Genomic DNA, 23,531 nt, shown 5'->3' with positions numbered 1-23,531 from the left:
TATTCATTTCTGGAGCGAAATTTTTCGCAAATCCTGATACCCCGCCTCCAGCCCCGCCGCTTGCTTGATGGCTTCGCTTACCATTGGCCCGTTGTTTTTCCACACGTTCCCCGGCCCGTTGGCATTGGCCAGGAACTTCTCGGCCGGGCACCAGTTGTCCTGCACCGTTATATTAGACGAGCCTTCGTCGAGGTAGAGGTAGAACCAGTGGTCAGGGTCATGCACGTAAGGGGCGCGGCCAATTTCATCCACACGGTTTTCGCTGATGACTGTGCCCGGTTGGGCCGAAAGCGTGTACACGCCGGCCACGTCGTAGGTGTGCTGGGCGTAGTGATGAATGTAGTTGGCCAGCACGCGGTTGTCGCGCATGGCATTGGTGGTTTTGGTCCAGCCCCAGCCCAGACTGATGCCGGTGTAGGGCACCTGCGCCACCTCGTTGTGCCGAATGGTAGTGCCCCGCACGAAGCCCGCGGCAATGCCCACCGCGCCCCAGTCCTCGTTGCCGCAGTCAGTGACGAGGTTGTTTTCCAGCAACTCGTTGGTGCAGATTTCCCGCTCGTCTTTTGGGTTGTATGGCAGGTGCGTTTCCACGCTCTCGTCGGAGAATTTGCCCAGCTGCACCCCGTTCACAGCCACATCGCGCACGGTGCAGCCGGTGATGACGTCGTCGTGAGTGCCGCTTTGGTAATCCAGCGCTGTCGCGCCCATATGCAGGAACTGACAGCGCTCGAAGCGGGTATGGTGCGCGTTTTGCATCTCCACCCCGGCTGGCGGCCTACCAATCCAGGCTTGGTTTTCGAGGCCGGCTTTGTCGGGCGTGCCGGGCTTGGCCAGCGAGTAGCCATCCAGCAGGTACATGCCGGCCTGCAAGGGCACATGGCCCTGCTCCGAGGGCCGCAGCCAGGTGGTGTAGGCGAACGTCAGCCCTTTGAACTGCACGTAGCCTACCGGCTGGTCGAGGGTGCCGGCTACCCGAATCACCGTTTCCAGAGCCGGCGCTATTACCTGGGCGGTGACCAGGTTTTCGCCAGCGCGGGGCCAGTAATACACCTGCCCGTGCGGCGCGTCATAAAACCATTCGCCGGGCTGGTCGAGCAGTTCGATGGCGTTGGTAAAGTAGAAGGCCGAGCTACCGTTTTTGCCGTTGATGATGGGCCGCGGCCAAGGATGCTCGAACTGGATACGGCTTTCGGGCTCCTGAAACGTCACGCGGGCTTTGTCGCCCTGCACGGCCAAGGATTTCACGCGTAGCACGTTCACGGCCCACATCTGGTGCAGCACCATTTCCAGTTGGCCGGGCTGTTTCACCGAGGCCAGGGCGGCGGTTGGCACCAGCGTTTCCCGCTTATCGGTGTCCCAGGTGAGTAGACGGGGCAGGTTGTCGTTGTTGGGCGTGCGGGCGCGGGTGGCTTTGCGGCCATTCACCCACAGCTGGCGAAAGTTGAGGGCGCGGCCCGATAGCAGCGGCGCGGCGGCCACCCACACCTGCCCCTGCGCGGCAGCTGGCAGACCCGGGATTTTGCCAAGGGCTTTTTGCCAGCCCGTTACCACTACGCCGCCACTGAGTACCGGCTGCTCGCCGGGCGCAGCCTCAATTATGGTGGGGCTCGTGGCGGTACCGGCATCTTCCGGCCGCAGGAAAAGGGGTTCAGTCAGTCGGTATTCCCCACCGCGCACCCAGATGTGCGCGCCGGCTTCTACGGCCGGGTCGTGCAGGCGGCGCAGGTCTCGCACCTGGCGCAGGGCAGCGGCAACGGTAGCTAGCGGCTTCTCGGCAGTACCCGGGTTGCGGTCGGAGCCGGTGGGCGCCACCCAGATGTCGGCAGCGTGAGCTGGTGCGGCACCTAGCAGGCTGAGGGCAAACAGATTTAGAATAAAGGTCCGTGTCATGCCTATCTGGCGTCCGCGAAGCGGAGCGTAGCCGAAGCATCTCTACTGCTTCGTTGAAATCATTGAGATTAGTATTTAGGTAGAGATGCTTAGACTTCGCTCAGCATGACGACCTTTTTTGCATTTACCGGGCAGCTGTTGACTTCGCAAACACCGCCTGCAAGTCCTCGAAGCTGTGCAGCGCATTCGCCGGCAGCCCCTCCCCTTTCGGCCCAAAAACGTGCTGCGCTTCCTCCTTCTCAATGGTCACTTTCGACTCGTCCAGCTTGCCGGTTTTATGCTCAGCGGCCGCCAAATTCAGCCCTAGGTTTTTGGCTAGAAACTCGTACATGGCCTGCCGTTTCGAAGGACCGTAATCGTGCCCCTCCTTGGGCAAATGGGCATTTTGCACAAGGTCGGCTTTGCCGTAGTAACCGTAGATTTTTTGCAGGTATGGAAAAGCGACTTCAGGCGTCTGGGCGGTCCAGTCGCCACCGTCAGTAATGGCGAGTTGGGGGCGCGGGGCGGCCATAGCGGCGATTTCGGCGTTGTTGGTGCCGTTGCCGCAGAGGTGCACGGGCTGGCCGCTTTCGCAGGGGCAGCCGCCGCTATGGTAAGTCGAGAGCATCACCACCGGCACGCTCACTTTGATACGGTCGTCGAGCGCCGTGAGCAGCATGGTTTGGCTGCCGCCACCCGAACCACCGGTGATGGCCACGCGGGTTTTGTCAGCCTCTTTCAAGGACAGTAAATAGTCGAGCGCCCGCTCGCCGTTCAGGGCCTGCACCGTCATCGCGAGGCTGCGGCGGTGGTCTTCGCCCTTGAATTGCAGCAGCGACTCGCCCCAGGCAAACAGGTCGTAGCTGTACACCATCGCGCCCATGCGAGCCAGCGTGGCACAACGCAATTGCGCATCAGCCCGGTAGCGGCCGTCGCCGAAGTGCCCGTCGGGACTAATGATAACCGGGATTTTGCCCTTGGCCTTGGTGGGTTTATAAATCGAGCCGGTCATGTAGTAGCCCGGCAGCGTTTCGATAGCCACGTTCTCCACGGTGTAGCCGTCGAACTGCCGCTTGTTGGTGATAATGGGCTTGCTGGCGGGTTTGGCCGGCATGGGCGACAGCCGCAGTGCCGCCCACATGCAGCTGCGCAGCTCGGCCTTGCGCTTTTCCCAGGTGGCCGCGTCGTGGTACTGGCTGGCTAGCTGCGCCAACTGGGCGGCACCTTCATCGGGCGTTTTGAGGTGGTACTGGAAGGTCTTAAGCTTGTAAGTTTTGTCGCCGGTTTTCGCCGCCTGGTAGTCGAACGGGGCGAGCACGCTACGCAAGGTTTCGTCCACGTCGGGGCGGAAGCGCCACTCGGCGTAGGTCACGTATTTGTCCTTCACCATCGCGGCGTCGGGCCGAATTTTTACTCCGTAGCGCTGCTGAATCTCCTCAAGCACCTGCTGCAATGGCTTTTGGTACTGGTCATCGGAGTTTTGCGCTTGGGCGGCGGCGGTGAGGAACAGGGAACCTAGAAGCAGGCGGAAAAATCTGGACATGGGTGGGAATGCGGTTGGTGTTTTAGGGTGCCGCGCTAACGGGGCGCCTCACCCCCTAGTCCCCTCTCCGAAAAGGAGAGGGGGAACTAGCTTCTAGTTTTAATCTTAGTTCTAGTTAGGAAGTCGTCAGGCTCCCCCTCTCCTTTTCGGAGAGGGGGCCGGGGGGTGAGGCGCCACGTTGAACGAGCCAAGCTCAATCTTTCGTAATCTCCGCCTCACCCACCGGCGCCTTATAGCCTTTCACTGCCGGCCACACGCCGTTTTCAATTTTCACCAGCTTCATCTTTTTCGGGTCGAGCACGGCGTGCTTGATGCGCTGGCGGCGCCAGGTGTACACGAAATGCACCAGCCCGTCTTTGGTCTGAATCACCGAGGGGTACGAGTACTGGCTGATGGGCGAGTCTTCCAGAATGGCCACCGCGTACCACTCTTTGCCATCCTTCGATACGGCCACGTTGAGGGGGGTGCGGGGGCCTTTGGCGAGGGTACCGGGGGGTAGCACGTGGTTGTAGACCAGCAGCTGGCGGCCGTCTTTCAGAGTCACGGCGTCGGTGCCGGAGTTGTTGTTGGGCAGGGTGGTTTTGGCGAGGGGCGACCAGGTTTTGCCTTGGTCCGTGGACCACGTTTCGAGGATGGCGCGGTCGCGGCTGCGGCAGAGGGCTTGCAGGCGACCGTCCTTATAGGTGAGGATGCTGGGCTGAATCGCGCCCTGGGTTGCGCCGTTGGGCACAGGCGCGGTTTTGGTCCAGGTCTGGCCAAAATCCGGCGAAGCCTCAAAGTGCACCAGCCAGCCGCCGCTGCCCTCGGTGCTGGTGGGCGAGAGCAAGGTGCCGTTTTTGAGCAGTACAGGCTTGTTTTTCACCGGCCCGATGTAGCCTTCCGGCAGCGCCTGGGCCGCCGACCACGTCAGGCCGTTGTCTTTGGAAGTGCGCAGCCAGCCCTTCCAGTCCGAGGGCTTTGGGCCGATTTTGTAGAACAGCAGCAGCTCGCCGCCGGGGGCCTGGTAGAGCACCGGGTTCCAGGTGGGGTAGCGCAGGGTTTCGTTTTGGATGCCGTTGGCCACCTCCACGGGGGCGGTCCAGCGGCCGTTTTCCTGGCGGCTCACCCAGATGCCCACGTCGGGGTTGCGCTCCTTGGTGCCGCCAAACCAGGCGGCTACGAGGCCCTTCGGCGTCTCGGCGATGGTGGCGGCGTGGCTCTCGGGGAAGGACGCTTTTTCGAAGATAAATTCGTCGGTGACAATGCCTTGTTTCCACGGCTGCGTTTGGGCTACAGCTGCGTGCCCGAGCACGCCAAGGGACATTAGCAAGAGAGTCTTTTTCATAGCTATTCGTAGCCGGCCGAAGCCGCTATTTATTGAGTTCGAGGCTGGCCAGGATGAACGGCCCTACCCCCTTCAAATCGTTGATTTTGATGCGCTCGCCCACGTAGTATTCGTAGGAGCCGTTGCGCTCGGTGCCGGGGCCGAGGCCGGCTACTTCGCACACTTGCAGCAGGTTGAGCTCACCGTCGGGCTTCACCTCAATGAGCTTGGTCGTGATGCCGTCGAAGCCTTTTTGTGCCACCGGGCGGTACTTCTTATTGAGGTAGCCCTTGTTCACGCCCTTGGCCAGCGTATACACGAACATGCCTGAGGCCGACGCCTCCAGGTAGTTGCCGGGCTGGCCTCCCTTGTCCACCACCTGGTACCAAAGGCCGCTGGCGGGGTCTTGGTATTTCTGAATGGCGACGGCCAGTTGGTCGAGTACCTGCACCAGCTTGGGGCGGTCGGGGTGTTTGGCGGGGAGGTAGTCGAGCACATCCACCAGCGCCATGCCGTACCAGCCGATGGCGCGGCCCCAGAAGTTGGGCGATTGGCCGGTTTGGGGGTTGGCCCAGGCTTGCACGTGCTTCTCGTCCCAGCCGTGGTAGAGCAGGCCGGTTTTGGGGTCGCGCAAGTGCTTTTCGAGCAAGAGCAACTGCTTGGCCGCCTCGTCGAACCCGGCCGGCTCCTTGAAATACGCCGCGTACTGCGCCACAAACGGACTGGCCATGTAGGCCCCGTCGAGCCACATCTGGCTGGGGTATTTCTTCTTGTGCCAGTAGCCGCCGTCAGTGGTTTTGGGCTGTTGCTGAAGCTCCGCATGCAGCTTTTGCAGGGCTACTTTATACTTCTCCTGCTTAGTATCGGTGTAGAGTTGAAACAGGAGCTTGCCTGAGTTGATGTTGTCGAGGCTGTTGTCGAGCGGCTTGTAATCTTTGTTGTGAATCTCGCCCTGGGCATCCACCATCTTGTCACCATACTGCTGCAAGGCGGTGCGCAGGCGCGGGTCGTGGTTCTGGTGCTCCAACGCTTCCAGCGAATGCATCAGCAGCCCCTGGGTGTAGCCCCAGGAGTCACCTAGGTTAGGGTCTTGCAGCCACGGGCTCCGCTTCAACACCGACTGCGCCATGCGCTCCGACCACTTGGTGGTGGCGGGGATTTGCGCGATGGTGGGCGTGGGTGTTTGGGCCTGGGCGGCTGGTGGGCACGCTAGTAGCGTGGCGCCTATTGCTAGGGCCAGGCCGCTTGCTTTTACTCTATTGATAATCTGTTCTTTATTCATGCTTTTTGGCGAAGTCTTAACGCCTGTCATGCTGAGCTTGTCGAAGCATCTCCACCGCTTCGTTGGATTCAATTTGATGCCTTACTTATCGAAGAGATGAGCAGGCAGATACAGTTGAAAATCATCAGCATCTGTGACATCATACCAGCCACTTCGCTCATTTATCTCATACAGTGTCTTTATACCATAGCGGTGCAACAAGAATTTCCACCCTTCATCAAAAACCGATGCTTCAAGTATTTGGCAGTAGTCAAATAAGTGCTCAACCTTCTCCTCAGTATCTAAATCCTCCTCATAGTAGTTCGTACCGTCTGGTTCTGGGTACATTCTCCAAGCAAGTAGATTTCTCATAGGATTACTTTTACAACGAAGCGGTAGAGATGCTTCGGCAAGCTCAGCATGACGTTTCTCTTGCAGCATTGATTCTACTGCTTCGCCACAAACGCATACTCCCCCGACCCAACCTCAAACACCGCCCTACCTCCTTCCATCCGTAAAAACTTCACTCCAGCCGCACCAGAAGCCTTTTTGCCGCCTTCCATCACGTCCTTCGCATCCTTGGCCGGCACATACACCAGCGCCTTAGAATTGCCCGGCACCGTGATGTTCCAGGTGAAGCGCTTCGCATCCCGCGTCCAACTGCTGCGCACCAGGCCGCGCACCGAGTTATAAGACGCCTGCACCGACGTCAGCCCGTCAATGAGCGCGGGTTTCATTTCAAGCTCCTGAAAACCAGGCGCGGCCGATTTGATGCCTGCTAGATTCTCGTAATCCCAGATGATTAAGTCCCCGAGCAGCATCACGTGGTTTTGGGAGTTCATGGCGGGGTCGGCGGTGTTGCCGTTCCAAAGCTCCCAGATGGTGGTGGCGCCGTTGGCGGCCATGTAGCCCCAGCTCGGGTAATCGCGGTTGGTGGCCAGTTGGTAGGCAATGTCGGGGCGGCCCTCGGCGGTGAGGCCGCGCATGAGCCACTGCGTGCCGATGACGCCGGTGCTGATGTGGCCCTTGTTTTCGACCAGGATTTTATCGGCGATGTTCTGGAACACCTTGCCCCGCGCGGCCTCCGGCGTCATGCCGTAGGCCAGGGGTAGCAGGTTGGCCGTTACCGTATTATTAGAATACTGCTGCTGGGCGTTCAGGAACTTCTGGTTGAAGGCGGCCTTGATTTTGGCACCTAGGGCGGCGTATTCCTGCGCATCGGCGGGCTTGCCGAGCACAGTGGCGAAGCGCTGCATCAGCGTCAGCAGGTGGTAGTAGGTGCTCGTGGCGATGACCTCGCCGCTGGTGTTGCGGGCGGGGTCCTGCGAGTGAATCAGCTTCTCCGACTCGGGTGGCACGCACCAGTCGCCGTACTTATCCTTGGTTACGATGTTATTGTCCGTCATGTAGTTGGCGCGCATGTAGGCGAGCCAGCGGCGCATCGAGTCGTAGTGCTTGGCGATGGGCTGGGCGTCGCCGTACTGCGCGTACAGCATATCGGCGATGGTGATGTAGGTGCCGGGCCAGGTCACGTTGTCGCCGTAGTAGCGCCAGAAGGCGGGGGCCACGTCGGGGATGCTGCCGTCGGCTTTTTGGGCCTGGGCGATGTCGTCGAGCCATTTCGCGTACAGCCGCGAATTGTCAAACACGAAGCTCTCGCCATACGCGCCGGTGGTGCGGTCGCCGAGCCAGGGCTGCCGCTCGTTGCGTTGCGGGCAGTCGATGGGCATGCCCTTGTAGTTGCTCCGAATGCCCCAGTAGGCGTTCTTATACACCTGGTTGATAGTGACGTTGGAGGTGGTAAACTCGCCCGTCGTGGCCAAGTCGTCATACACCACACGGCCGTCGAAATCGGCCAGCGTGGGCGTGCCGGGGTAGCCGCTAATTTCGACGTAGCGGAAGCCGTGGTACACAAACGTGGGCTCCCAGGTTTCGCGGGCGCCGCCGCGCAGCGTATACACGTCGGTCACGCGGGCGTCGCGCAGGTTGGCCACGTACAGCTCGCCGGTTTTTTGCAGCGTCTCGGCAAAGCGCAGCGTGATTTTGTCGCCCCGCTTGCCGGTGGCGCGCAGCCGCAGCCAGCCGGCCATGTTCTGGCCCATGTCGAGGATGAACTTGCCGCCCGCCAGCGGCTTGAGGGCCACCGGTTTCAGGGTTTCCATCACCTTCATGTTCTCGTTCATCTGGGCCTCGAAGGCGCCGCCGGGCTCCTGCACCAGCTCGGCTTTGAGCCACTTTTTGGCATCGAAGCCGGCGGTGGCCCAGCCCGGCATTTCCTTGGTGGCGTCGTATTCTTCGCCGTCGTACTCGTTGTTGGCCCGGATGGGACCATCGGCCGTGGCCTGCCAGGTTTCGTCGGTTTTGATGACTTCGTGGCTGCCGTCGGCGTAGGTCACGTCCAGCTGCATCAGCAGCTTGGGGTAGCCGAAGGTCTTGATTTTGTACGGCTTGTAGTGCTGCCGCATGGCGTAGAAGCGGCCGTTGCCCAGCACGGTACCTAGGGCATTGGCGCCGGGCCGCAGCAGCGTGGTCACGTCGAAGGTGTTGTACTTCACGCCCTGGGTGTAGTCGGTGGGGCCGGGCGCCAGCACCTGGTCGCCCACGCGCTGGCCGTTGAGGTACAGCTCGTACAGCCCCAGCCCGATGATGGACGCGGTGGCCTGCGTCACCGGCTTGTCGGCCTTGAACTCCTTGCGGAAATAGCGGGCCGACAGCCGGGCGTGGGTCGATTCATCGTCCCAGGGAAAGGCGCGGTCCAGGCCAATCCAGCGGCCTTTCCAGTCGAGGTAGTTGAGCAGGCCCATGCTCCAGCGGGCGGGCGGGCTCCAGGCGGTTTCGCCCTGGTCGGTCCAGGTGCGCACCTTCCAGTAGCAGCGGGCGCGGCTGCGGAGCGGCGCCCCGGCGTAGGCCACGTGCACCGATTGGCCCGACGCCACCTTGCCCGAGTTCCAGAGGTCGCCTTCGTCGGCGGCCAGCTTGTCGGGGGTCGAGGCCACCAGCACCTGGTAGGCGGTTTGGGTGAGGCCGCGCGCGGCACTGCGCAGCTCCCAGCTCAGGCGCGGGGCGGTGGCGTCGATGCCTTCGGGGTTGGTCAGCAGCTCGCAGCGCAGCCGCTGAAGCTGCACGGCGGCGGGCGGCACAGCCCCCAACGCCGTGAGCGACAAACAAGTAAGCAGAAGAAACAGGAGTCGGGCAGTCATAGTCGGAGCCTCCCCCCTGCGCCCGCCCCAACGTAGAGCAAGCGCTTCGGCCACCGGGCCGGCTGGGGGGTGCGCGGGGCGCAGTTCGGCACCCACATAGTTCGGACTTTTTTGCTTCCCGTTATTCTAGGATGTTAGCACGAATCTGGTCGATTTGTGCATGGTGTGGGGAGGATGGTGGAATAACCGCACCTGATTAATATTTCTTGTAAAGAAACCAAAATCATGTTTGCGAAAGCTTATGAACATCTCCTCTAGCTGCTTTTCCAAGCATTTCCACTATATACGTGTTTAAATTAGGATTATTTATTTTTAAAATTTCACCCTTTATTTTCCTCATATATTTCGGGTAAAAATATTCAAATGGGGTCATCATTGAGTCTAAAGCAAACGCATTACTTTTAAAGCGACCTAAATCTACCAATAGCTGGTAAAATGCATTTACAAGATTGTAACGAGAAGTTGTCGTTATAATATTTTCTCTATTTATCTTATTGGTAATATCTAGACTAAATTCTTCTGAATGCGGAGCCTTGAATGCAAATTCCCATTCTCCATGTTGCACTTTGTTTCTAATTGAAAAATTAGGAGATAAATAGTTTGATATCAAACCGCGCAACTCAAAGTACTGGTCTACTAATTCGTCTCCTAAATTACCTCTTTCATCATTAACGTCAACCGATTGGCAAGTTTCATCAGTCGTGGGCACTATTTCATAAGCAATACAAAAAACTAATTTCAAAGCAGCATGCCATCGCTGGTCAAGAGCAGATTTTCTGATTAAGTATGTCCTTTGAATATCTGTCAAAAGGTTTCTTTCATACAACAATCGTTTTATGCTCTCTTCAGCCCATGAAACTTGAATACCGGAATACATCCGGCTAAGGACCTTTTCAACCTGCCTTGTTTTTATTTTTTCAGGGTTGCTGTCATCAAGCAAATAAATATAGTCGCCTGACTTGTTTTTCACCAAATAATGCTTCTTAATCTGATACTTAAGCTGTTCAAGGCCTATACCAATTAGTTTTGCATTGGAATTATGGTATTGAAAATACTGCTCTATTTCCTGCGCTGTCATGTTAGGAATCAGTAATCTCCCTCAAATATATTATGTTGTATTTTCTTCCGGTTGGGAATCGAACCCAAGTAGATTGTTTCCAATCTAGGACACCAGTCCACGCTTCCTGCGGAAGATTGTTAATGCCATGCAAAGTATGGATATCATACTTTGCACAAGCATCAATTTCTTAAATAGGGCACAATTTTGAGAGCCTTTTTTTTACTGCAATTTAATAGCGTCATTCCGAAACAAACAAATTTTTGCATCTCAATAGCGTTGCCACAAAACCAATCCTCTGATAATTAGCACTAAAAATTCATATTCACACTTATAGACTGTTAGTTTTTCCCTATTTCGCCATAGCCGTGTCTTCCGTTACCCCGATGGTATTTTCACCCAGCAACACATTCTTCCTCAACCACTCCCGCACCGGCTCATCGTAGAACTTCAAGCAAACATACGCCAGTGCCACCGCCGCCAGATAGACCAGCGCCGCCACGGGCAAGCCCTCGCGCAAGGACGCTTTATGGGTAGCGACCCAGGCCGTGTAGGTGTAGATGAGCGGGTAGTGGGTGATGTAAATCGGATACGAAATATCGCCCAGGAAGCGGCACAGCCGCTGGGCCGCGCCCGAGCGCACCGCCCCGCTGGCCCCGAAGAAGATGATAGCGGGGAAGACGAAAATGATGCAGAGCGCATCGTAGAACCCATTTTGCCACAGCTGCGCGGGGCTGCCGACGCGGGGCATGGCCAGCACCGCCACCACCGCCAGGCTGCACCACCAAAAGGCATGATGCACCGGCCGCAGCCGCGCCAGCCGAAACAGCAGCAGCCCCGCAAAAAACGGGTACGCCATGCGGGCGAAGCCGATGTGCAGCTGCTCGGGCTCCAGCGACCAGCCCCCAATGACATCGCCCTGGGGACTGGTGAGGCCCAGGTGCAGCAGCGCCCCCGCCGCCAGCACCACCAAGATGCCCAGCGCCACGTTGGAGAAGCGGCGCACCACCGTCGCGTACAGCACGTTGGCCACGTACTCGAAAAACAGCGACCAGCCCGGCCCGTTGAGCGGAAAGGTTTCGTGCCAGCCCCGCACGTCGAGCGACACCGGCACCGGCACCATCAAGCAGCCGATGAGCATCACGAGCAGCATCTTCCACACCGGCGTCTGGCCAATGATGGGGAACAGCGCCGACGCTTGGAAGTAGTACATCCCCGCCCCTATCGCCATGCCCAGCACCACCAGGGGTTGCAGCCGCACCAGCCGCCGCTTGAAGAAACCGCTCACCGTGAGGCGGCCCCACCGGTCGTCGTAGGCGTAGCCAATCACGAACCCCGACAGCAAAAAGAAGAAATCCACCGCCAGGTAGCCGTGGTTAATCACCTGGTCGAGGTGGCTGGTGGCGTGGGCCTCGCACAGGTGAAAGGCCACCACCATCAGCGCCGCCACGCCCCGCAGGCCGTCGAGGATGGGGTAATGGGGTTTGGTGGGGAGCGGGGAAGGCTGCATGCGGTTGGCAAGATACAGCGGGTCATGCTGAGCGCAGCCGAAGCATATCTACCACATTCGTTAACCTTCCTCGGAAGCGCGGCGGGCTTTCAATTGCGCTATATCTGCCAGGTCCTTCGGCCGGGCATTGGCTGCTTTGTCCGTCAGCAAATCATCGAAGCCGATAAACGGAACATTGACTTCGGCCAAAGCAGCATTCTCTCGATTTGCGAAAGACACTCCGAATCTTAGCGGCGCTTTCAGTTCTGGCAGCAGGTCAAGCGTAAAGTCTTCGAAGACATACCTAAAAAAGGACTTTTTAGGATTTGGCGTTTGCGCTTCCTTGTGCTTCTTGACATCCTGCCCAAGTTCCTCTAGGGCTTTCAGAACCTTGAAGTAATTGCTGTATGTCGGATTATACCAGATATCTAAATCGACTTTATCCGCAACTACGCCATCTGAAGCAATTGAACGCCGGAAATAGCCGTGCAACGCAACTGCAATTCCACCAACAACGAGGTAATCAACACCGTGTTTGTTGAGGACTCTACAAACCGTCAGCAGGGAGCTGATTAGCTTACTGTCCATTAGAACGCTTCGCTTTCTTCTTGGCAGCTAAATCCTGCTGTAAAAGCTTGATAAATTCTTCGAGTTCTGAATACACTCTATCCCGCTCTGCTTCGGTACGTGTATTGGGCTGAACATCCGATTTCAGCGCCTCGAAGCTATTGTACCGGGTCAGCTTTGCCATGACAGAATTCTTTAGCGCAACTCTTGAACTACCAAACCTTGCTTAAAGATAGCAACGAAGCGGTAGAGATGCTTCGACAAGCTCAGCATGACCGTTCTGGCGTAGCAAAGCCGCTCCCCTCCTACCGCTTCCCGACGGCTTTGGTGGCGGCGGGCTTGGCGGTGAAATCGAAGTAGAGCGTGATTTCCTTCGCATACGACGGGTCTTTGCTGTAGTCGTAGTACATGTTGGTTTTGCCCATGGGGCCCATGTTTTCGGCCTTTTGCGACTTGGTGCCGATGGGCGTGATGCCGTGCATGAACGAGAGGTTGCCGCTGGGGAAGGCCGGGGCCGTGTTGTAGGGCTTGGCGGCGAAGCGGGGCGTGAAGAGGCGCAGGTACACATCTTCCTGGTCGCAGACGATGGTGAGGGGCTGGCCGGTGGTTTGGAGCGTGAGCCAGTAGAAGTTGGAGTAGTAGCCCTTGAACTCGGGGTACTGGGGGCTCTGGGTGCCATCGGGCTCGCCGGTGCTGGTGTTGTTGTAGGCCTTGGTCCAGACGCCTAGGTTGGTGCCTTTCATGCGGTCTTTCCAGACGCGGTAGGGGCCGTCGCCGCGCCACTGGATGCCTTTTACTTCCTTTTCGGGGTAGGTGAAGCTGAGGCCGGCCAGGGCAAAATCGTAGTCGCGGGGGAAGTACTTGGCCGTCATCCGCACCCAGCCCGAGGGGTACACCGTCCACTGCAAGGACTGGTAGCGGCTGGCCTTGCCAAACTTGGCGTCGATGACCACGTTGGCGCCATCCTGTTGCTGGGTGAGGCCTTCGAAGGCGGTTTCGCCCTCGGCCAGCACGGGGCCGTTTGTGAGCGGAATGAGGCCCTGGGCGTTGCGCACCTGGCGCAGCAGGCCGGTGCGGCGGCTGAAGGTGCAGGTGACGCCGTTGGCGGTGGCGGTGTAGAGCGAGTCGGTTTCGGTGAGGCGGGCGGTGCCGGGGCCGGTGGTGGGCACCAGCCGCTGGGCCACCTGCGCGGGGTGGGCAATGGGCCAGCTCCAGGTGTAGATTTCGCGGCCGGCGGGGTCGGTGGCCGTGACGTAGAGCACGTCGGCCTGTGCCCAGTCGGCGGGCAGGGGCAGCTTGAGGGGGCCGTACTCGGTGGGCGCGATGCTGGGGGCGGTGATACTGCCGGTGCGGGCGGCGGGCGCGGCGGAGCTGCCGGGCGTGGGCAGCTGGGCGAGCTTCCAGGTGAAGCGGCAGGCGCTGAGGTTGGTGTAGGTGAAGCGGTTTTGGATGCGGAAGGTGCCGTCGAAGGCGGGCGTGATTTCGCGGCGCTCGAAGAACACGGGGCTCCATACTTCTTTGATGGTAAAGTAGCTGCCCTCCTTCTCGCGGTAGGGACCGAGGATGCCGTCGGGGCCGTGGTCGCCGTCGGCGTCGAGGATGCCGCCCTTGTCGGTGCGCACCACGGCGGCATCGGAGAAGTCCCAGAGAAAGCCGCCGGCCGAGAGTGGCTCGCGCCACATCTGCTCCCAGTAGTCTTCGAGGCCCGCGCCGTGGCCACCGTCGTAGAGGCCGTGCAGGAATTCGGTGGGAAACACCACGTTGTGGCCGTGCAGGTGGGTGCCGTTGCCGTAGTCGTAGTTGATGTAGTGCTGGGTATCGGTGCCCCGAAACACCTGCCAGGCGTGTACCACGGGACGTTTTTGCAGGTCCATGCGGTCGAGCACAGGGTCCAGGTCAAAGTTGTGGCCGCCCTCGTTGCCGTTTATCCAGCCGATGATGCTGGGGTGAGTTTCGTCTTTCACCACCATTTCCTCGGTGAGTTTGGTGCCGGTGGGCGTGTTGTAGGCGGCGTGCCAGCCGGCCACTTCATCGAACACGAAGAGACCAAGCGAGTCGCAGGCGGCCAGAAAATGGTCGTCGGGCGGGTAGTGCGACATGCGCACGGCGTTCATGTTCATGTCCTTCATCAGGTTCACGTCGATGATGCTCAGGGCCTTGCTGGTAGTACGGCCCGACGAGGGCCAGAACGAGTGCCGGTTCACACCCTTAAACTTGATTTTCACGCCGTTGACGTAGTAGCCCTCGCGCTCGCGCAGCTCCACGGTGCGGAAGCCGATGGTCTTGCTAACGGTGTGCACCGGCTGCCCGCCCCGCCGCAGCGTGAACGTGACGCGGTAGCGGTTGGGCGTTTCGGGCGTCCAGAGTTGGGGGCTGGGCACGGTGGCTTGGAGCTGCGCGGGGCTGCCCGCCGCCACGGCCGCCCGGAACTCGCCGCCCACTTTTTGCCCACCTAGGGTGTAGAGCTGGCCCACCGCTTCGTCGGCCGCACCGCTAATGGTCACGCTGGCTTTAAAGGAGCCATCGGCCCGCGCATCCACGGCCGCCCGGCTGATGTGAGCCACCGGCAGCGCCTCCAGAAACACCGGCCGGAAGATGCCGCCAAACAGCCAGAAGTCGCCACGCCGCTCGGCGTCGTTCACCGATTCGTTGGCCGAGTGCTTGGCTACGGTGGCTTCGAGCAGGTTGGTTTTGCCGTATTTCAGCAGTTTCGAGATGTCGTAGCGGAAGCGGTAATACGAACCCTGGTGCATGGCCCCAGCCGATTGGCCGTTGATTTTGACTTCAGTATCGGTCATGGCGCCGTCGAACACGATGTTCACGACCTTGCCCTGCCAGTTGGCTGGCACCTTGAACTGGTATTTGTAGAGCCCCTTTTCCTTGCCGCGCGCGGTGTCCTTAGCGTGCCCGTAGTTGTACTTGCCGAAGCCCTGTAGCTCCCAGTTGGACGGCACCGGGATGGTGGTCCACTTGCCCGAGTTGCGGCCGGCGGTGCAGTAAAACTGCCACTTCACGGTGTGGTCTTTGTCGGGGCCGGAGAGCAGCTGGGTTTCGGTGCGCTGCGCGTGGAGCTGGCTCAGCGGGAGAAGCAGGATGGCTAGTAGGTATTTGAGCATATTGTGCGGGCGTGGCGCCTCACCCCCCCGGCCCCCTCTCCTTGGGGAGAGGGGGAGCCACGGCGGCGCAGGCGTAGCGCGGACTTTCGGTCCGCGTGGGGCATTTATTTTTTCAACTTGCGGACTAAAAGTCCGCGCTACAAATCGTCAGGCTCCCCCTCTCCCCAAGGAGAGGGGGCCGGGGGGTGAGGCGCCACGTTAGGGCGTCTTCACATCCCCCGCCGACGTCTTCAACGACTTCAGGTAAAACACCGCCAGAGGCTCCGACGCACCTGCATCCTTCAAGTCATAAGCCTGGTCGGCGGGCGTGTCGGGCGTGGGGAAGTGGCGGGCGGGGCCGGTGCGGAACATCACCCGCTCGAAGGACGCCACCGGGGCGAAGAAGATGAAGGTGCTGGTCTTGCCATTGGCCGTGATGGTGCAGGTGCGGTTGGGGGCGTCGAGAGTCACGCGCAGGTCGAGCGGCTGGCCGGCCTGGTACTTGGTCACGCCCTTGAAGCGGGCGCCGGCTTTGTAGCTGAGCGTACCGGTCGAGTCGAAGGAAAGCTGCACAGCGGGCTGGCCCTTGGCGTCCTGAAACTCGATTTGCAGCAGGCCGTGGTCGTTTTGGCCGGGCACTACCGAGAGCTCGGCCACCAGCTGCTTGCTTTCGGGAATGATGCGCTCGGCCTTGGCATAGTCGAACTTATCGGAGTCTTTGAGCACTAGCGCCTTACTTCCACCGGGCAGCTTGCCGATTTCTACGGGGGCCTGCACGAGGCTGTAGGTGTTCCACTGGTCCAGCTCCTGTCCGGCGGGCAATTGCGCAAAAACCTCGTTGGCGTGGCTGCTGGCGGTGGCGCGCACGGGCACGGGCACCGAGGCCACCCACAAGTCCTCTTTGTTCACGCTGTAGCTCACCCACAGCTTTTTATCGGGCGGCACGCCGTCGCCTTCCTGGATGCCGCGCACGTACTGCGGGCCGTAGCTCTTGTAATTGCCGCCGTAGCGCATGGGCGTGATTTCGCCGTGCACCAGCCACAGGTCGGTGTAGTCGAGGCCGTTTTCGCTGGTCGAAATGGCCAGCGGCCAGCGGAACTCCGAGGGATTGTACACCGTGGCGTAGCGGCCATCGGAGGTGCGCTGGCCCCAGATTTTGGCGTTGCTGTTCACGAAGTGCGGCGCCCGGATAACCGGGTTGGGCCAGGTTTTGCCGCCATCGGGGCTGATGGTGGTGAGGGCGTGCTTCCAGAGGCCCACCACGCGCTGGCCGTCGGGCAAGTGGTAGTAGCTGAAGGCTTTGTAGTCCTTTTTGATGGGAATAAGCGGGTCATCCTTGTCCTGCTCCTCCACCATCTGCTGCATCATCAGCGGGTTGGCCAGGATTTCCTCGCAGGCGGCCACGAAGCCCTTGTCCTTGCTGGTGGTGTAGAAGGGATAGGTCGACTTCGACTTGTCCCAGGTCTTGTTGTTTCGCAGGAAGTAAATTGGGCCAAACTTGCCGCCCGGCAGCACCTCGCGCACCACCCGGCCGATGCCCTGCCCGTCGTTGGGGTCGTCCTTGGCATCGAGGGCCACGCCGTAGTAGCCCAGGGTCAGCAGGCGGTTTTTCTTCGAGGTGTAGAAGCCGATGCGCTGGTGCATCACGGCCACCAGGTTTTTGGCCACCTTGCCGGGCTGGTCGGGCTTGATGAAGCCGTCGGGCACCTGGTAGGGCGGAAAAATGACGGTGGGATTGGTCCAGGTGTAGCCGTCCTTGCTCGTCAGGAGCAGGGTGCGGCCGGGCGGCACGTGCTCGCCCACGGGGTTACTCAGGTATTGATAGTAGAACTGCCCCTGCCAGAAGGCCAGCATGGGCGCGTGGTTGTAGGTCCAGCCCTCGCCGTTGGCCGCGTCGGGGTGCTCGCGGTTGGCGCGCAGCACCTGCCGGGCGTGCGTGCCGATGGCGGGGCGCAGCTGGCCGTGGTGGTAGTCGACGTTACTGAGCGTGGTGCCGGTGTAGCGGATGGTTTCGGCGGGCGTGGTTTGGGCGTGGGCAGTGAGGGTTGCCAGCATCAGCGCGGCCGTCAACCTCACGAGACCCCTCCGGGCCCGGCCCCCTCTCCAAAAAAGAGGGAGAGCCAGACGACAACAGATGTCTACCTGCGTCAGACTCCCCCCTCTTTTTTGGAGAGGGGGGCCGGGGGGGTGAGGTTGACGGCCGCGCCGATATGCAGAGAATTTACTCATGGTTTTCCAGTGGCTGAGGTTGCGCCCGCTGCCCCGGCCGGCGCGGCTTGCAACAGATTCTTGAGCGTCTTGCGGGGCACCGTGAAGATGGTGCCGTGCTTGTGGCCGGCCGGCACGCTGACCTGGGCCGACACGTCGGTAAAGGTGAGGAAGTCGCTGGTTCTGGCCGCGCCGTACTTCTTTTCGCGGTAGGCATCGTAGTACACCAGCCACTGATTGTGCGGCAGCCTGGCTACGCTGGGGCCCTCGGTGAAGTTGGCCGTGAAGGGCGCCGAAACTTTGGGGAACGGCCCGGTGGCGGTGGGCCCGAAGGCCACTTTAATGTCGCGCTCGGGCCGGGTGTTGTCCTTCACCACCAGCACGTAATCATCGACGCCGCGCCGCAGCACTTCCGAATCGATGACGCTGAAACCGGGGTCGAGGTAGAGCTTGGTGGCCGAGAAGGTTTTAAAATCCTTGGTCGTGGTGTAATAGAGGCGGTGGTTATTGTCCTCCTCCTCCTGGCCTTTGGGGAAACGCAGCGGGATGGTGCTGGCCCACACGATGAGGAACTGCTGGGTGGGCGGGTCGAAGAAAATTTCGGGGGCCCACACGTTCACCGTGCTGGGCTCGTGGCTCATCACGTCAATGAAACGCTGCTCCGACCAATGTACCAAATCCTTGGAACTGGCGTAGCCGAAACCCTTGTCGCCCTTCCAGCCGCAGGTCCACACGAGGTGGTAAGTGCCGTCCGGCCCTTGGGTGATGCTGGGGTCGCGCATCAGCTTGCTGGGGCCCACTTGCGGCGTCAGGAAGGACTTGCCCGCGTCCTGCCACTTGTAGCCGTCATAGCTATAGAGGAAATGCAGCCCGTCGGTAGCTGGCTCACGGAACGACGTGAACATGTACGCCTCTTTCGCACAGGAGCTCAGCAGCGCCGCGGCGCTCAATACCAGAAAGGATTTGGTGAGTTTATGCACGGCGCTTTAGCTAACAGAATCCAGAATCAGCACCCAATCGTTGCCGTCCTTCTGCTCGCCGGGCGGGTTGAATTCCTGGGTGCCTTTATTCGGAAAGGTACCGATGGCCGTGGTTTTGCCATCGCGGGGGCTGTACCACGAGGCTTTCACTTTGGCACCGGCGATTTTGCCCAGGTTCACCTTCATATTCCGCCCGTTGTAAGTGTACACAAAGGCGTAGTTTTTCCCCCGCGTAGCGAATTGGCGGTTGTACTTCTCCCCTACTGTGCCGGCAATCAGCGACTGGTCGGGCACGCGCTCGAAGTAGCCAGGCCGCGAGAGCATCAACTGTTTCAAGTATTGCATCTGGGCCGCGCCGGGCGCGTTGATGGCCGACGACCACAGCTCGCTGGAACCATAGGCGCTGCCCTTGTCGAAGCTGCTGTGCATCTGCATCACTGAGTTCTGTCCGTAGGTGTAGCCGAACGCGCCCGCAAACACCGACCAATAGCCATAGCGGCGCACGTCGGCATCGGTCCAGCGGGGCTGAGTGATGTCGTGCAGCCCCTGCGGGATGCCCTCGTAGGAAGGCTCGCCGTCGAGGCTCGGCTTCGTGGGTTTCAGGACGTAGTCGGCTTGCTGGTAGCGCCAGTTGTCCTGGCCGTAGTGGTTGGTTTCGTTTTTCGACGTGTCCTGTTCGTAGCGGCGATGGCCCGACTGGTACATGTTGAAATCCAGCCAGGCGGCGTTGTGAAACCAGTCTGACGACTGCGTGCGGCCACGTGGGTGGTAAGTTTCTAAATGGTTCGGGTCCGCGGCTTTCAGCGTCGCGCCGATGGTGTTCCACACTTTCAGCGAGTCGGAGCCGGCGATGTCGCCGCCGTTGAGCCAGATAATGTTGGGACGGTTTTTATACCGCTCGGCCAGAAACGTAGCATAAGCTTTCGCTTGCGCCTGATTGACTTTGCCGCCCTTCACATTGGTGCCCCACACCGGCACCATGCCCATGTAGAGGCCCTTTTTGGCCGCTAGGTCCACGATGTAGTCGACGTGGTCCCAGTAGTCGTACTGCGCGGCATCGGTGGGCGAGCTGCCGGGCGTGGTGAGGGGCCGGGCCACGTTGGCGTGCGTCAGGGCCGAGTCGCCGTAGACGTTGGCGATGGGCACCTGGTGCAGCACCATCACCTGAATAACGTTGAAGCCTTTTTTGCGGCGGTCTTCGAGGTATGTTTCGGCTTCTTCGCGCTTGAGCTTGCTGAAGAGAAGCCAGCCGGTATCGCCCAGCCAGAAAAACGGCTTGCCGCTGCCCGTCATCAGGTAGCGGCCGTTTGGTGACACTTTGAGCGGACCGGTGGGCTCGGCCGCCGGGAAGGCGGCCAGGGTTAGCAGCAGCGCAGATAAACAGGTCTTTATGGTCATCTAATTGGTATCAAACAACAGGACGGTCATGCTGAGCGCAGTCGAAGCATCTCTACCGTGGGGGTAATCAATTTTAGTGTTGCGGTGGAGATGCTTCGACTGCGCTCAGCATGACCGTTCGTTTTCTTAAGACTTTACCTTGCCAGCATTCGGCCGCACGGTTTGCAGCGGCACCACACTGTTGAGGTATTCCTCGATGTTGGCGTAGCCGTCTTTGTCGCGGTCCTGGGTGGCGTCGGCGGCGTTTTTGGGATTGAGGCCGTGGGCGGTTTCCCACTTGTCGGGCAAGCCGTCGTTGTCGGCGTCGGCGTAGGGCGTGCCTTTGTAGTCGGGGTAGCCGCCCACCTGGGCGGGGTCGGTGATGATGCCGTTTTTGTAAGAATCTTCCGGCAGGCGGCGCTTGATGTAGGGGCTTTTCGGCGTGGGCTGGGCGTTTTTGGCGTAGCTGATTTTGCCGGTGCGCACGTCTTCCACGATGCGGGCATCCACGGCATCGCGCCGGGGCAGGGTGCAACCCACGTTGGCCAGCACATACCGGTAGGCCTCCTGGGCGGGCAGCACGGTGTTCATGCCGGGCAGCGTGAAGGGCTTGTCGGTGCGGATTTCGGCCACGGTTTTCGCCGCGTCGGGCTGGTCTTCCACCTGCACGCCGCCGGCCCAGTTGTCCTGGGTCACTTTGTCGTTGCCGGCCACCACGTTGCCGGCCACGTAGGCCTTGCCAAAGAGGTTCTTCGCGTTCTTGTCGCGGCCCGATTCGGGCTTGAGAATGCGGTAGGCAATGGGCGCATCCTTCGGCGTGATGGGGCCGGGCTTGTAGTAGTTGTTCACGAAGTTGTACTCCGAGTGGTTGTCGCCGCCGTCGGCCGAGCGGTTCCACCAGTTGAACACCACGTTGTTGGCGAAGTTGAAGTCGCCGTACATGCCCACCGAGGGGTTGCGGGCAATGTTGTTGGCCCACAGGTTGCGAGTGAACAGGCTATTGAGCCCGCCGATGGTGCTGCCGAACGCGTGGTTATACGTATCCAGCCCTTCCGAAAAAATGGAGTTCTGAATGGTAACGTTCACCGTGGGCAGCTTGTCGGCCTTGCCGGTTTCGGGGTTGTGGTACACGTGGCGGTAGATGGACATGTTTTCATCCAGGCCCCACGAGGCCGACACGTGGTCGATGATGATGTTGCCCACCGGGTTGCCCCCTAGCCCGTCATCGCGCCGGGCCACGTCCATGGCGCCGCGGCGGAAGCGCAGGTAGCGCACCACCACGTCGTGGGTGTTAATCCAAATCGACTCTCCCGCCACGCAGATGCCGTCGCCGGGCGCCGTCTGGCCGGCAATGGTGACGTAGGGCGCCCGGATGATGATGGGGCTTTGCAGGCGAATGATGCCCGCCACGTTAAACACAATGATGCGGGCGCCGCCCTGCTCCAGGGCTTCGCGCAGGGTGCCGGGGCCGCTGTCGGCCAGGCTTTTCACCACGTACACCTTGCCGCCTTGCCCCCCAAACACGTAGGCTCCGCCGCCCTCGGCGCCTGGAAACGCCAGCCGTTTCGACTGCGGCAGGTCGCTGGGCTTAGCGGCCCAGGGAATGTAGGGCTTGCCGGCCTTGGCTTCGGCCTGAACGATGGACTGGGCCTTCTGCCAGGCTTCTTCCGAGCGTTTTTCGGCTTCGGCCAGAGCCGCATCGGCTTTGGCTTGCACCTCCGGCGGAATGGTGGGGTACTGGGCGCGGGCCGCGGGCGCAGCGCAAGCAGTAGCAAAAAGAGCAGCGAATAGGGCGCGGCGGTGGTTCATTGGGGTTGGTGGTGTTTATGAACGGTCACGGCTTAATAGCCCGGGTTCTGTTTAAATTCGCCCTTGTTGGTCACGGCGTCGATGTCGCTCTGCGGGATGGGGCGCAGCATGTGGAAGTCCTGGATGTTGGGTTTGGCGTCGGGGTTGTAGAGCCGCACGCGGTCGAGGAGCTTGCCGGTGCGTTTCAGGTCGAACCAGCGCACCTGCTCGCCGGCCAGCTCGCGGGCGCGCTCGTCGAGAATGAAGTCGAGCGTGACCTGGCTGGCCGTGATTTGCATGGCGGCGGTGCGGCCCGGCAGGGCGGCGCGGGTGCGAATCTGATTGATGTAGAGGGCCGCCGAATCGAGCTTGTTGAGGCGGAACTGGGCTTCGGCGGCAATGAGGACGATGTCGCCCAGGCGCAGCAGGTTGGCGTCGCGCGCGCTTTCGGTCACGGTGGCCGTGGCGCGCGTGGGGTCGTCGAACTTCTTCAGCGAGGGGTAATGGAACCGGTCTTTGGGCGTGCCGTCGGTGTTGTACATGTCGTCGAGGTCGTACACCCGGTAGCGGTAGCGGCGCGTGAACTGCTGCTGGAAGTTGTCAATCGAGCGCTTGGTGGTGAGCACGGCCGTGTCGCCCAGCGCATACTTGTTCTGACCCGTGAGGCCGGCCAGGCCGGTGGGGTTCTGGGCCACTTCGGCGGCGGTCCATTTCGGGATGGTGGCCGCGTTGTTGCTCAGCCAGGCCTGCTTGAAGGTGGCGGCGTAGCGGGCGTCGTTCTGCTCGTTGAACAGGTCGAGCAGGAAGCGCGTGGGCATGTAGCGCACGTTGGCAAAGCCGTTCAGCACGTCGCGCTGCATGCCGGGCAGCGTGCTGTAGTCCATCAGAAAAAACGTGTGCCCCAGGTTGCTGCCCGCGTTGAAGGCCAGGTTGGTGGAGTAGTTCACGGCCCACAGCACTTCGGTGTTTTTCTGCTTCGCGAAGTCCCACAAGTCCGAATACGGCGCCACCAGGCGCACGCCTTGGGCGGTGTAGTTGCTCACCACGCGCTTGGCCAAGTTGGCGGCGCGCTGGTACTGGCCGCGGGTGAGGTACACCTTGGCGGCAAAGCCTTCGGCGGCGGGCTTGGTGATGCGGCCGTAGTCGGCGGTGGTCACGGGCAGGTTGGCCACGGCAAAATCCACGTCCTGAAAAATCTGGTTGTACACGTCGGCTACCGGGGCGCGGGTGGCGGTGGTCACCACGCCTTCGGTGGGCTCCAGGCGCAGGGGCACGTCGCCGAAGGACTCCGCCAAGTGGTAGTAGTACCAGGCCCGCATGAAGCGCAGCTCGGCCTCCAGCACGGGACGGCGCGCCGGCAGCAGGCCGGCCGTGTTCACGTACTTCAGGGCCTGGTTTACCAGGTTGATGCCGGCGTAACATTGCTGCCAGAGCTGGGCTTTCACCCAGATGTTGTCGGCGTTGAGGCCCTGGTAGGTGGTGAGGGCCGGCTGCGGGCTCACGCCGCTCACCACGGTGCCGCCGTTGTTGGCGGCGTTGGTCCAGATGTCGGTGCCCACTTCGAGCAGCGCGTAGCCGGCTTCCTTGCCGTAGAGGGCGCGGTTGTAGGTGTAGGCGGCGTTCACGGCCGTTTCGAAGCCCTCAGGCGTGGTGAAGACGGCCTCGGCGGTCGAGCCGCTGGGGTTGTATTCTTCGAGCTGGTCTTTGCAGGCCGTGGCGGCCAGCGCCAACGCGGCCAGCGCCAGGGAACGGGTCAGGGAAGGAAGAAAAGTCGTTTTCATGACTGCTGATTCG

At 60.5% G+C, this 23,531-nt stretch carries 16 protein-coding genes; all 16 read right to left on the bottom strand.

Annotation, left to right across the window (positions count from 1 at the left end; all coding sequences use genetic code 11):
* Window positions 1–3 precede the first annotated feature (3 nt).
* Window positions 4–1,890, bottom strand: a complete 1,887-nt coding sequence (locus IC234_RS08330; RefSeq protein ID WP_190923381.1) for a right-handed parallel beta-helix repeat-containing protein — start codon at window positions 1,888–1,890, stop codon at window positions 4–6.
* Window positions 1,891–2,014: 124 nt separating this feature from the next.
* Window positions 2,015–3,412 (bottom strand): alpha/beta hydrolase family protein, encoded by a 1,398-nt coding sequence (locus IC234_RS08325; protein ID WP_190923380.1) that lies wholly within the window; start codon window positions 3,410–3,412, stop codon window positions 2,015–2,017.
* A gap of 193 nt (window positions 3,413–3,605) precedes the next feature.
* Window positions 3,606–4,736 carry a sialidase family protein gene (locus IC234_RS08320; RefSeq protein WP_190923379.1) on the bottom strand — a complete coding sequence of 377 codons (1,131 nt, stop codon included), beginning with the start codon at window positions 4,734–4,736 and terminating at the stop codon, window positions 3,606–3,608.
* 25 nt (window positions 4,737–4,761) lie between these two features.
* Window positions 4,762–5,997: a glycoside hydrolase family 88/105 protein gene (locus IC234_RS08315; RefSeq protein WP_190923378.1), complete on the bottom strand. Its 1,236-nt coding sequence runs from the start codon at window positions 5,995–5,997 to the stop codon at window positions 4,762–4,764.
* An 81-nt stretch (window positions 5,998–6,078) separates the two neighbouring features.
* On the bottom strand, window positions 6,079–6,417 hold the full coding sequence (locus IC234_RS08310) for a hypothetical protein (RefSeq protein WP_190923377.1): 339 nt from the start codon (window positions 6,415–6,417) through the stop codon (window positions 6,079–6,081).
* Window positions 6,418–6,422: 5 nt separating this feature from the next.
* A complete protein-coding gene (locus IC234_RS08305; protein WP_190923376.1) occupies window positions 6,423–9,176 on the bottom strand; it encodes an alpha-L-rhamnosidase in 2,754 nt (917 codons plus the stop codon).
* Between the two features lie 223 nt (window positions 9,177–9,399).
* Window positions 9,400–10,254, bottom strand: coding sequence for a hypothetical protein (locus IC234_RS08300; protein WP_190923375.1), 855 nt, complete (start codon window positions 10,252–10,254; stop codon window positions 9,400–9,402).
* 331 nt (window positions 10,255–10,585) lie between these two features.
* Window positions 10,586–11,743: an acyltransferase family protein gene (locus tag IC234_RS08295; protein ID WP_190923374.1), complete on the bottom strand. Its 1,158-nt coding sequence runs from the start codon at window positions 11,741–11,743 to the stop codon at window positions 10,586–10,588.
* Window positions 11,744–11,803: 60 nt separating this feature from the next.
* Complete coding sequence (locus IC234_RS08290) at window positions 11,804–12,310, bottom strand: hypothetical protein (protein WP_190923373.1); 507 nt, start codon at window positions 12,308–12,310, stop codon at window positions 11,804–11,806.
* Entirely contained in the window at window positions 12,300–12,473 is a 174-nt protein-coding gene (locus IC234_RS08285) for a hypothetical protein (protein WP_190923372.1), read from the bottom strand. Before IC234_RS08285 ends, IC234_RS08290 begins: the two co-directional genes overlap by 11 nt.
* A gap of 121 nt (window positions 12,474–12,594) precedes the next feature.
* Entirely contained in the window at window positions 12,595–15,405 is a 2,811-nt protein-coding gene (locus IC234_RS08280; protein WP_190923371.1) for a glycoside hydrolase family 2 protein, read from the bottom strand.
* A gap of 198 nt (window positions 15,406–15,603) precedes the next feature.
* Entirely contained in the window at window positions 15,604–17,439 is a 1,836-nt protein-coding gene (locus IC234_RS08275; RefSeq protein WP_190923370.1) for a sialidase/neuraminidase family protein, read from the bottom strand.
* 170 nt (window positions 17,440–17,609) lie between these two features.
* Window positions 17,610–18,572 carry a glycoside hydrolase family 43 protein gene (locus IC234_RS08270; protein WP_317173342.1) on the bottom strand — a complete coding sequence of 321 codons (963 nt, stop codon included), beginning with the start codon at window positions 18,570–18,572 and terminating at the stop codon, window positions 17,610–17,612.
* A 6-nt stretch (window positions 18,573–18,578) separates the two neighbouring features.
* A complete protein-coding gene (locus IC234_RS08265; RefSeq protein ID WP_190923369.1) occupies window positions 18,579–19,970 on the bottom strand; it encodes a glycoside hydrolase family 140 protein in 1,392 nt (463 codons plus the stop codon).
* A 126-nt stretch (window positions 19,971–20,096) separates the two neighbouring features.
* Window positions 20,097–21,758, bottom strand: coding sequence for a pectate lyase family protein (locus IC234_RS08260; RefSeq protein ID WP_190923368.1), 1,662 nt, complete (start codon window positions 21,756–21,758; stop codon window positions 20,097–20,099).
* Window positions 21,759–21,790: 32 nt separating this feature from the next.
* Complete coding sequence (locus tag IC234_RS08255; RefSeq protein WP_190923367.1) at window positions 21,791–23,518, bottom strand: RagB/SusD family nutrient uptake outer membrane protein; 1,728 nt, start codon at window positions 23,516–23,518, stop codon at window positions 21,791–21,793.
* Window positions 23,519–23,531 lie beyond the last annotated feature (13 nt).

It is taken from the genome of Hymenobacter armeniacus, from assembly GCF_014699055.1.
GTDB classification, from domain to species: Bacteria; Bacteroidota; Bacteroidia; order Cytophagales; family Hymenobacteraceae; genus Hymenobacter; species Hymenobacter armeniacus.
Note: the sequence above shows the minus strand (reverse complement) of the source record. Positions and strands in the feature narration are given on the sequence as shown.

Excerpts from the sequence above, each read along its gene's own strand:
- IC234_RS08330 (WP_190923381.1), bottom strand. The coding sequence starts at position 1,890 with ATGACACGGACCTTTATTCTAAATCTGTTTGCCCTCAGCCTGCTAGGT.
- IC234_RS08325 (WP_190923380.1), bottom strand. The coding sequence starts at position 3,412 with ATGTCCAGATTTTTCCGCCTGCTTCTAGGTTCCCTGTTCCTCACCGCC.
- IC234_RS08320 (WP_190923379.1), bottom strand. The coding sequence starts at position 4,736 with ATGAAAAAGACTCTCTTGCTAATGTCCCTTGGCGTGCTCGGGCACGCA.
- IC234_RS08315 (WP_190923378.1), bottom strand. The coding sequence starts at position 5,997 with ATGAATAAAGAACAGATTATCAATAGAGTAAAAGCAAGCGGCCTGGCC.
- IC234_RS08310 (WP_190923377.1), bottom strand. The coding sequence starts at position 6,417 with ATGCTGCAAGAGAAACGTCATGCTGAGCTTGCCGAAGCATCTCTACCG.
- IC234_RS08305 (WP_190923376.1), bottom strand. The coding sequence starts at position 9,176 with ATGACTGCCCGACTCCTGTTTCTTCTGCTTACTTGTTTGTCGCTCACG.
- IC234_RS08300 (WP_190923375.1), bottom strand. The coding sequence starts at position 10,254 with ATGACAGCGCAGGAAATAGAGCAGTATTTTCAATACCATAATTCCAAT.
- IC234_RS08295 (WP_190923374.1), bottom strand. The coding sequence starts at position 11,743 with ATGCAGCCTTCCCCGCTCCCCACCAAACCCCATTACCCCATCCTCGAC.
- IC234_RS08290 (WP_190923373.1), bottom strand. The coding sequence starts at position 12,310 with ATGGACAGTAAGCTAATCAGCTCCCTGCTGACGGTTTGTAGAGTCCTC.
- IC234_RS08285 (WP_190923372.1), bottom strand. The coding sequence starts at position 12,473 with ATGGCAAAGCTGACCCGGTACAATAGCTTCGAGGCGCTGAAATCGGAT.
- IC234_RS08280 (WP_190923371.1), bottom strand. The coding sequence starts at position 15,405 with ATGCTCAAATACCTACTAGCCATCCTGCTTCTCCCGCTGAGCCAGCTC.
- IC234_RS08275 (WP_190923370.1), bottom strand. The coding sequence starts at position 17,439 with ATGCTGGCAACCCTCACTGCCCACGCCCAAACCACGCCCGCCGAAACC.
- IC234_RS08265 (WP_190923369.1), bottom strand. The coding sequence starts at position 19,970 with ATGACCATAAAGACCTGTTTATCTGCGCTGCTGCTAACCCTGGCCGCC.
- IC234_RS08260 (WP_190923368.1), bottom strand. The coding sequence starts at position 21,758 with ATGAACCACCGCCGCGCCCTATTCGCTGCTCTTTTTGCTACTGCTTGC.
- IC234_RS08255 (WP_190923367.1), bottom strand. The coding sequence starts at position 23,518 with ATGAAAACGACTTTTCTTCCTTCCCTGACCCGTTCCCTGGCGCTGGCC.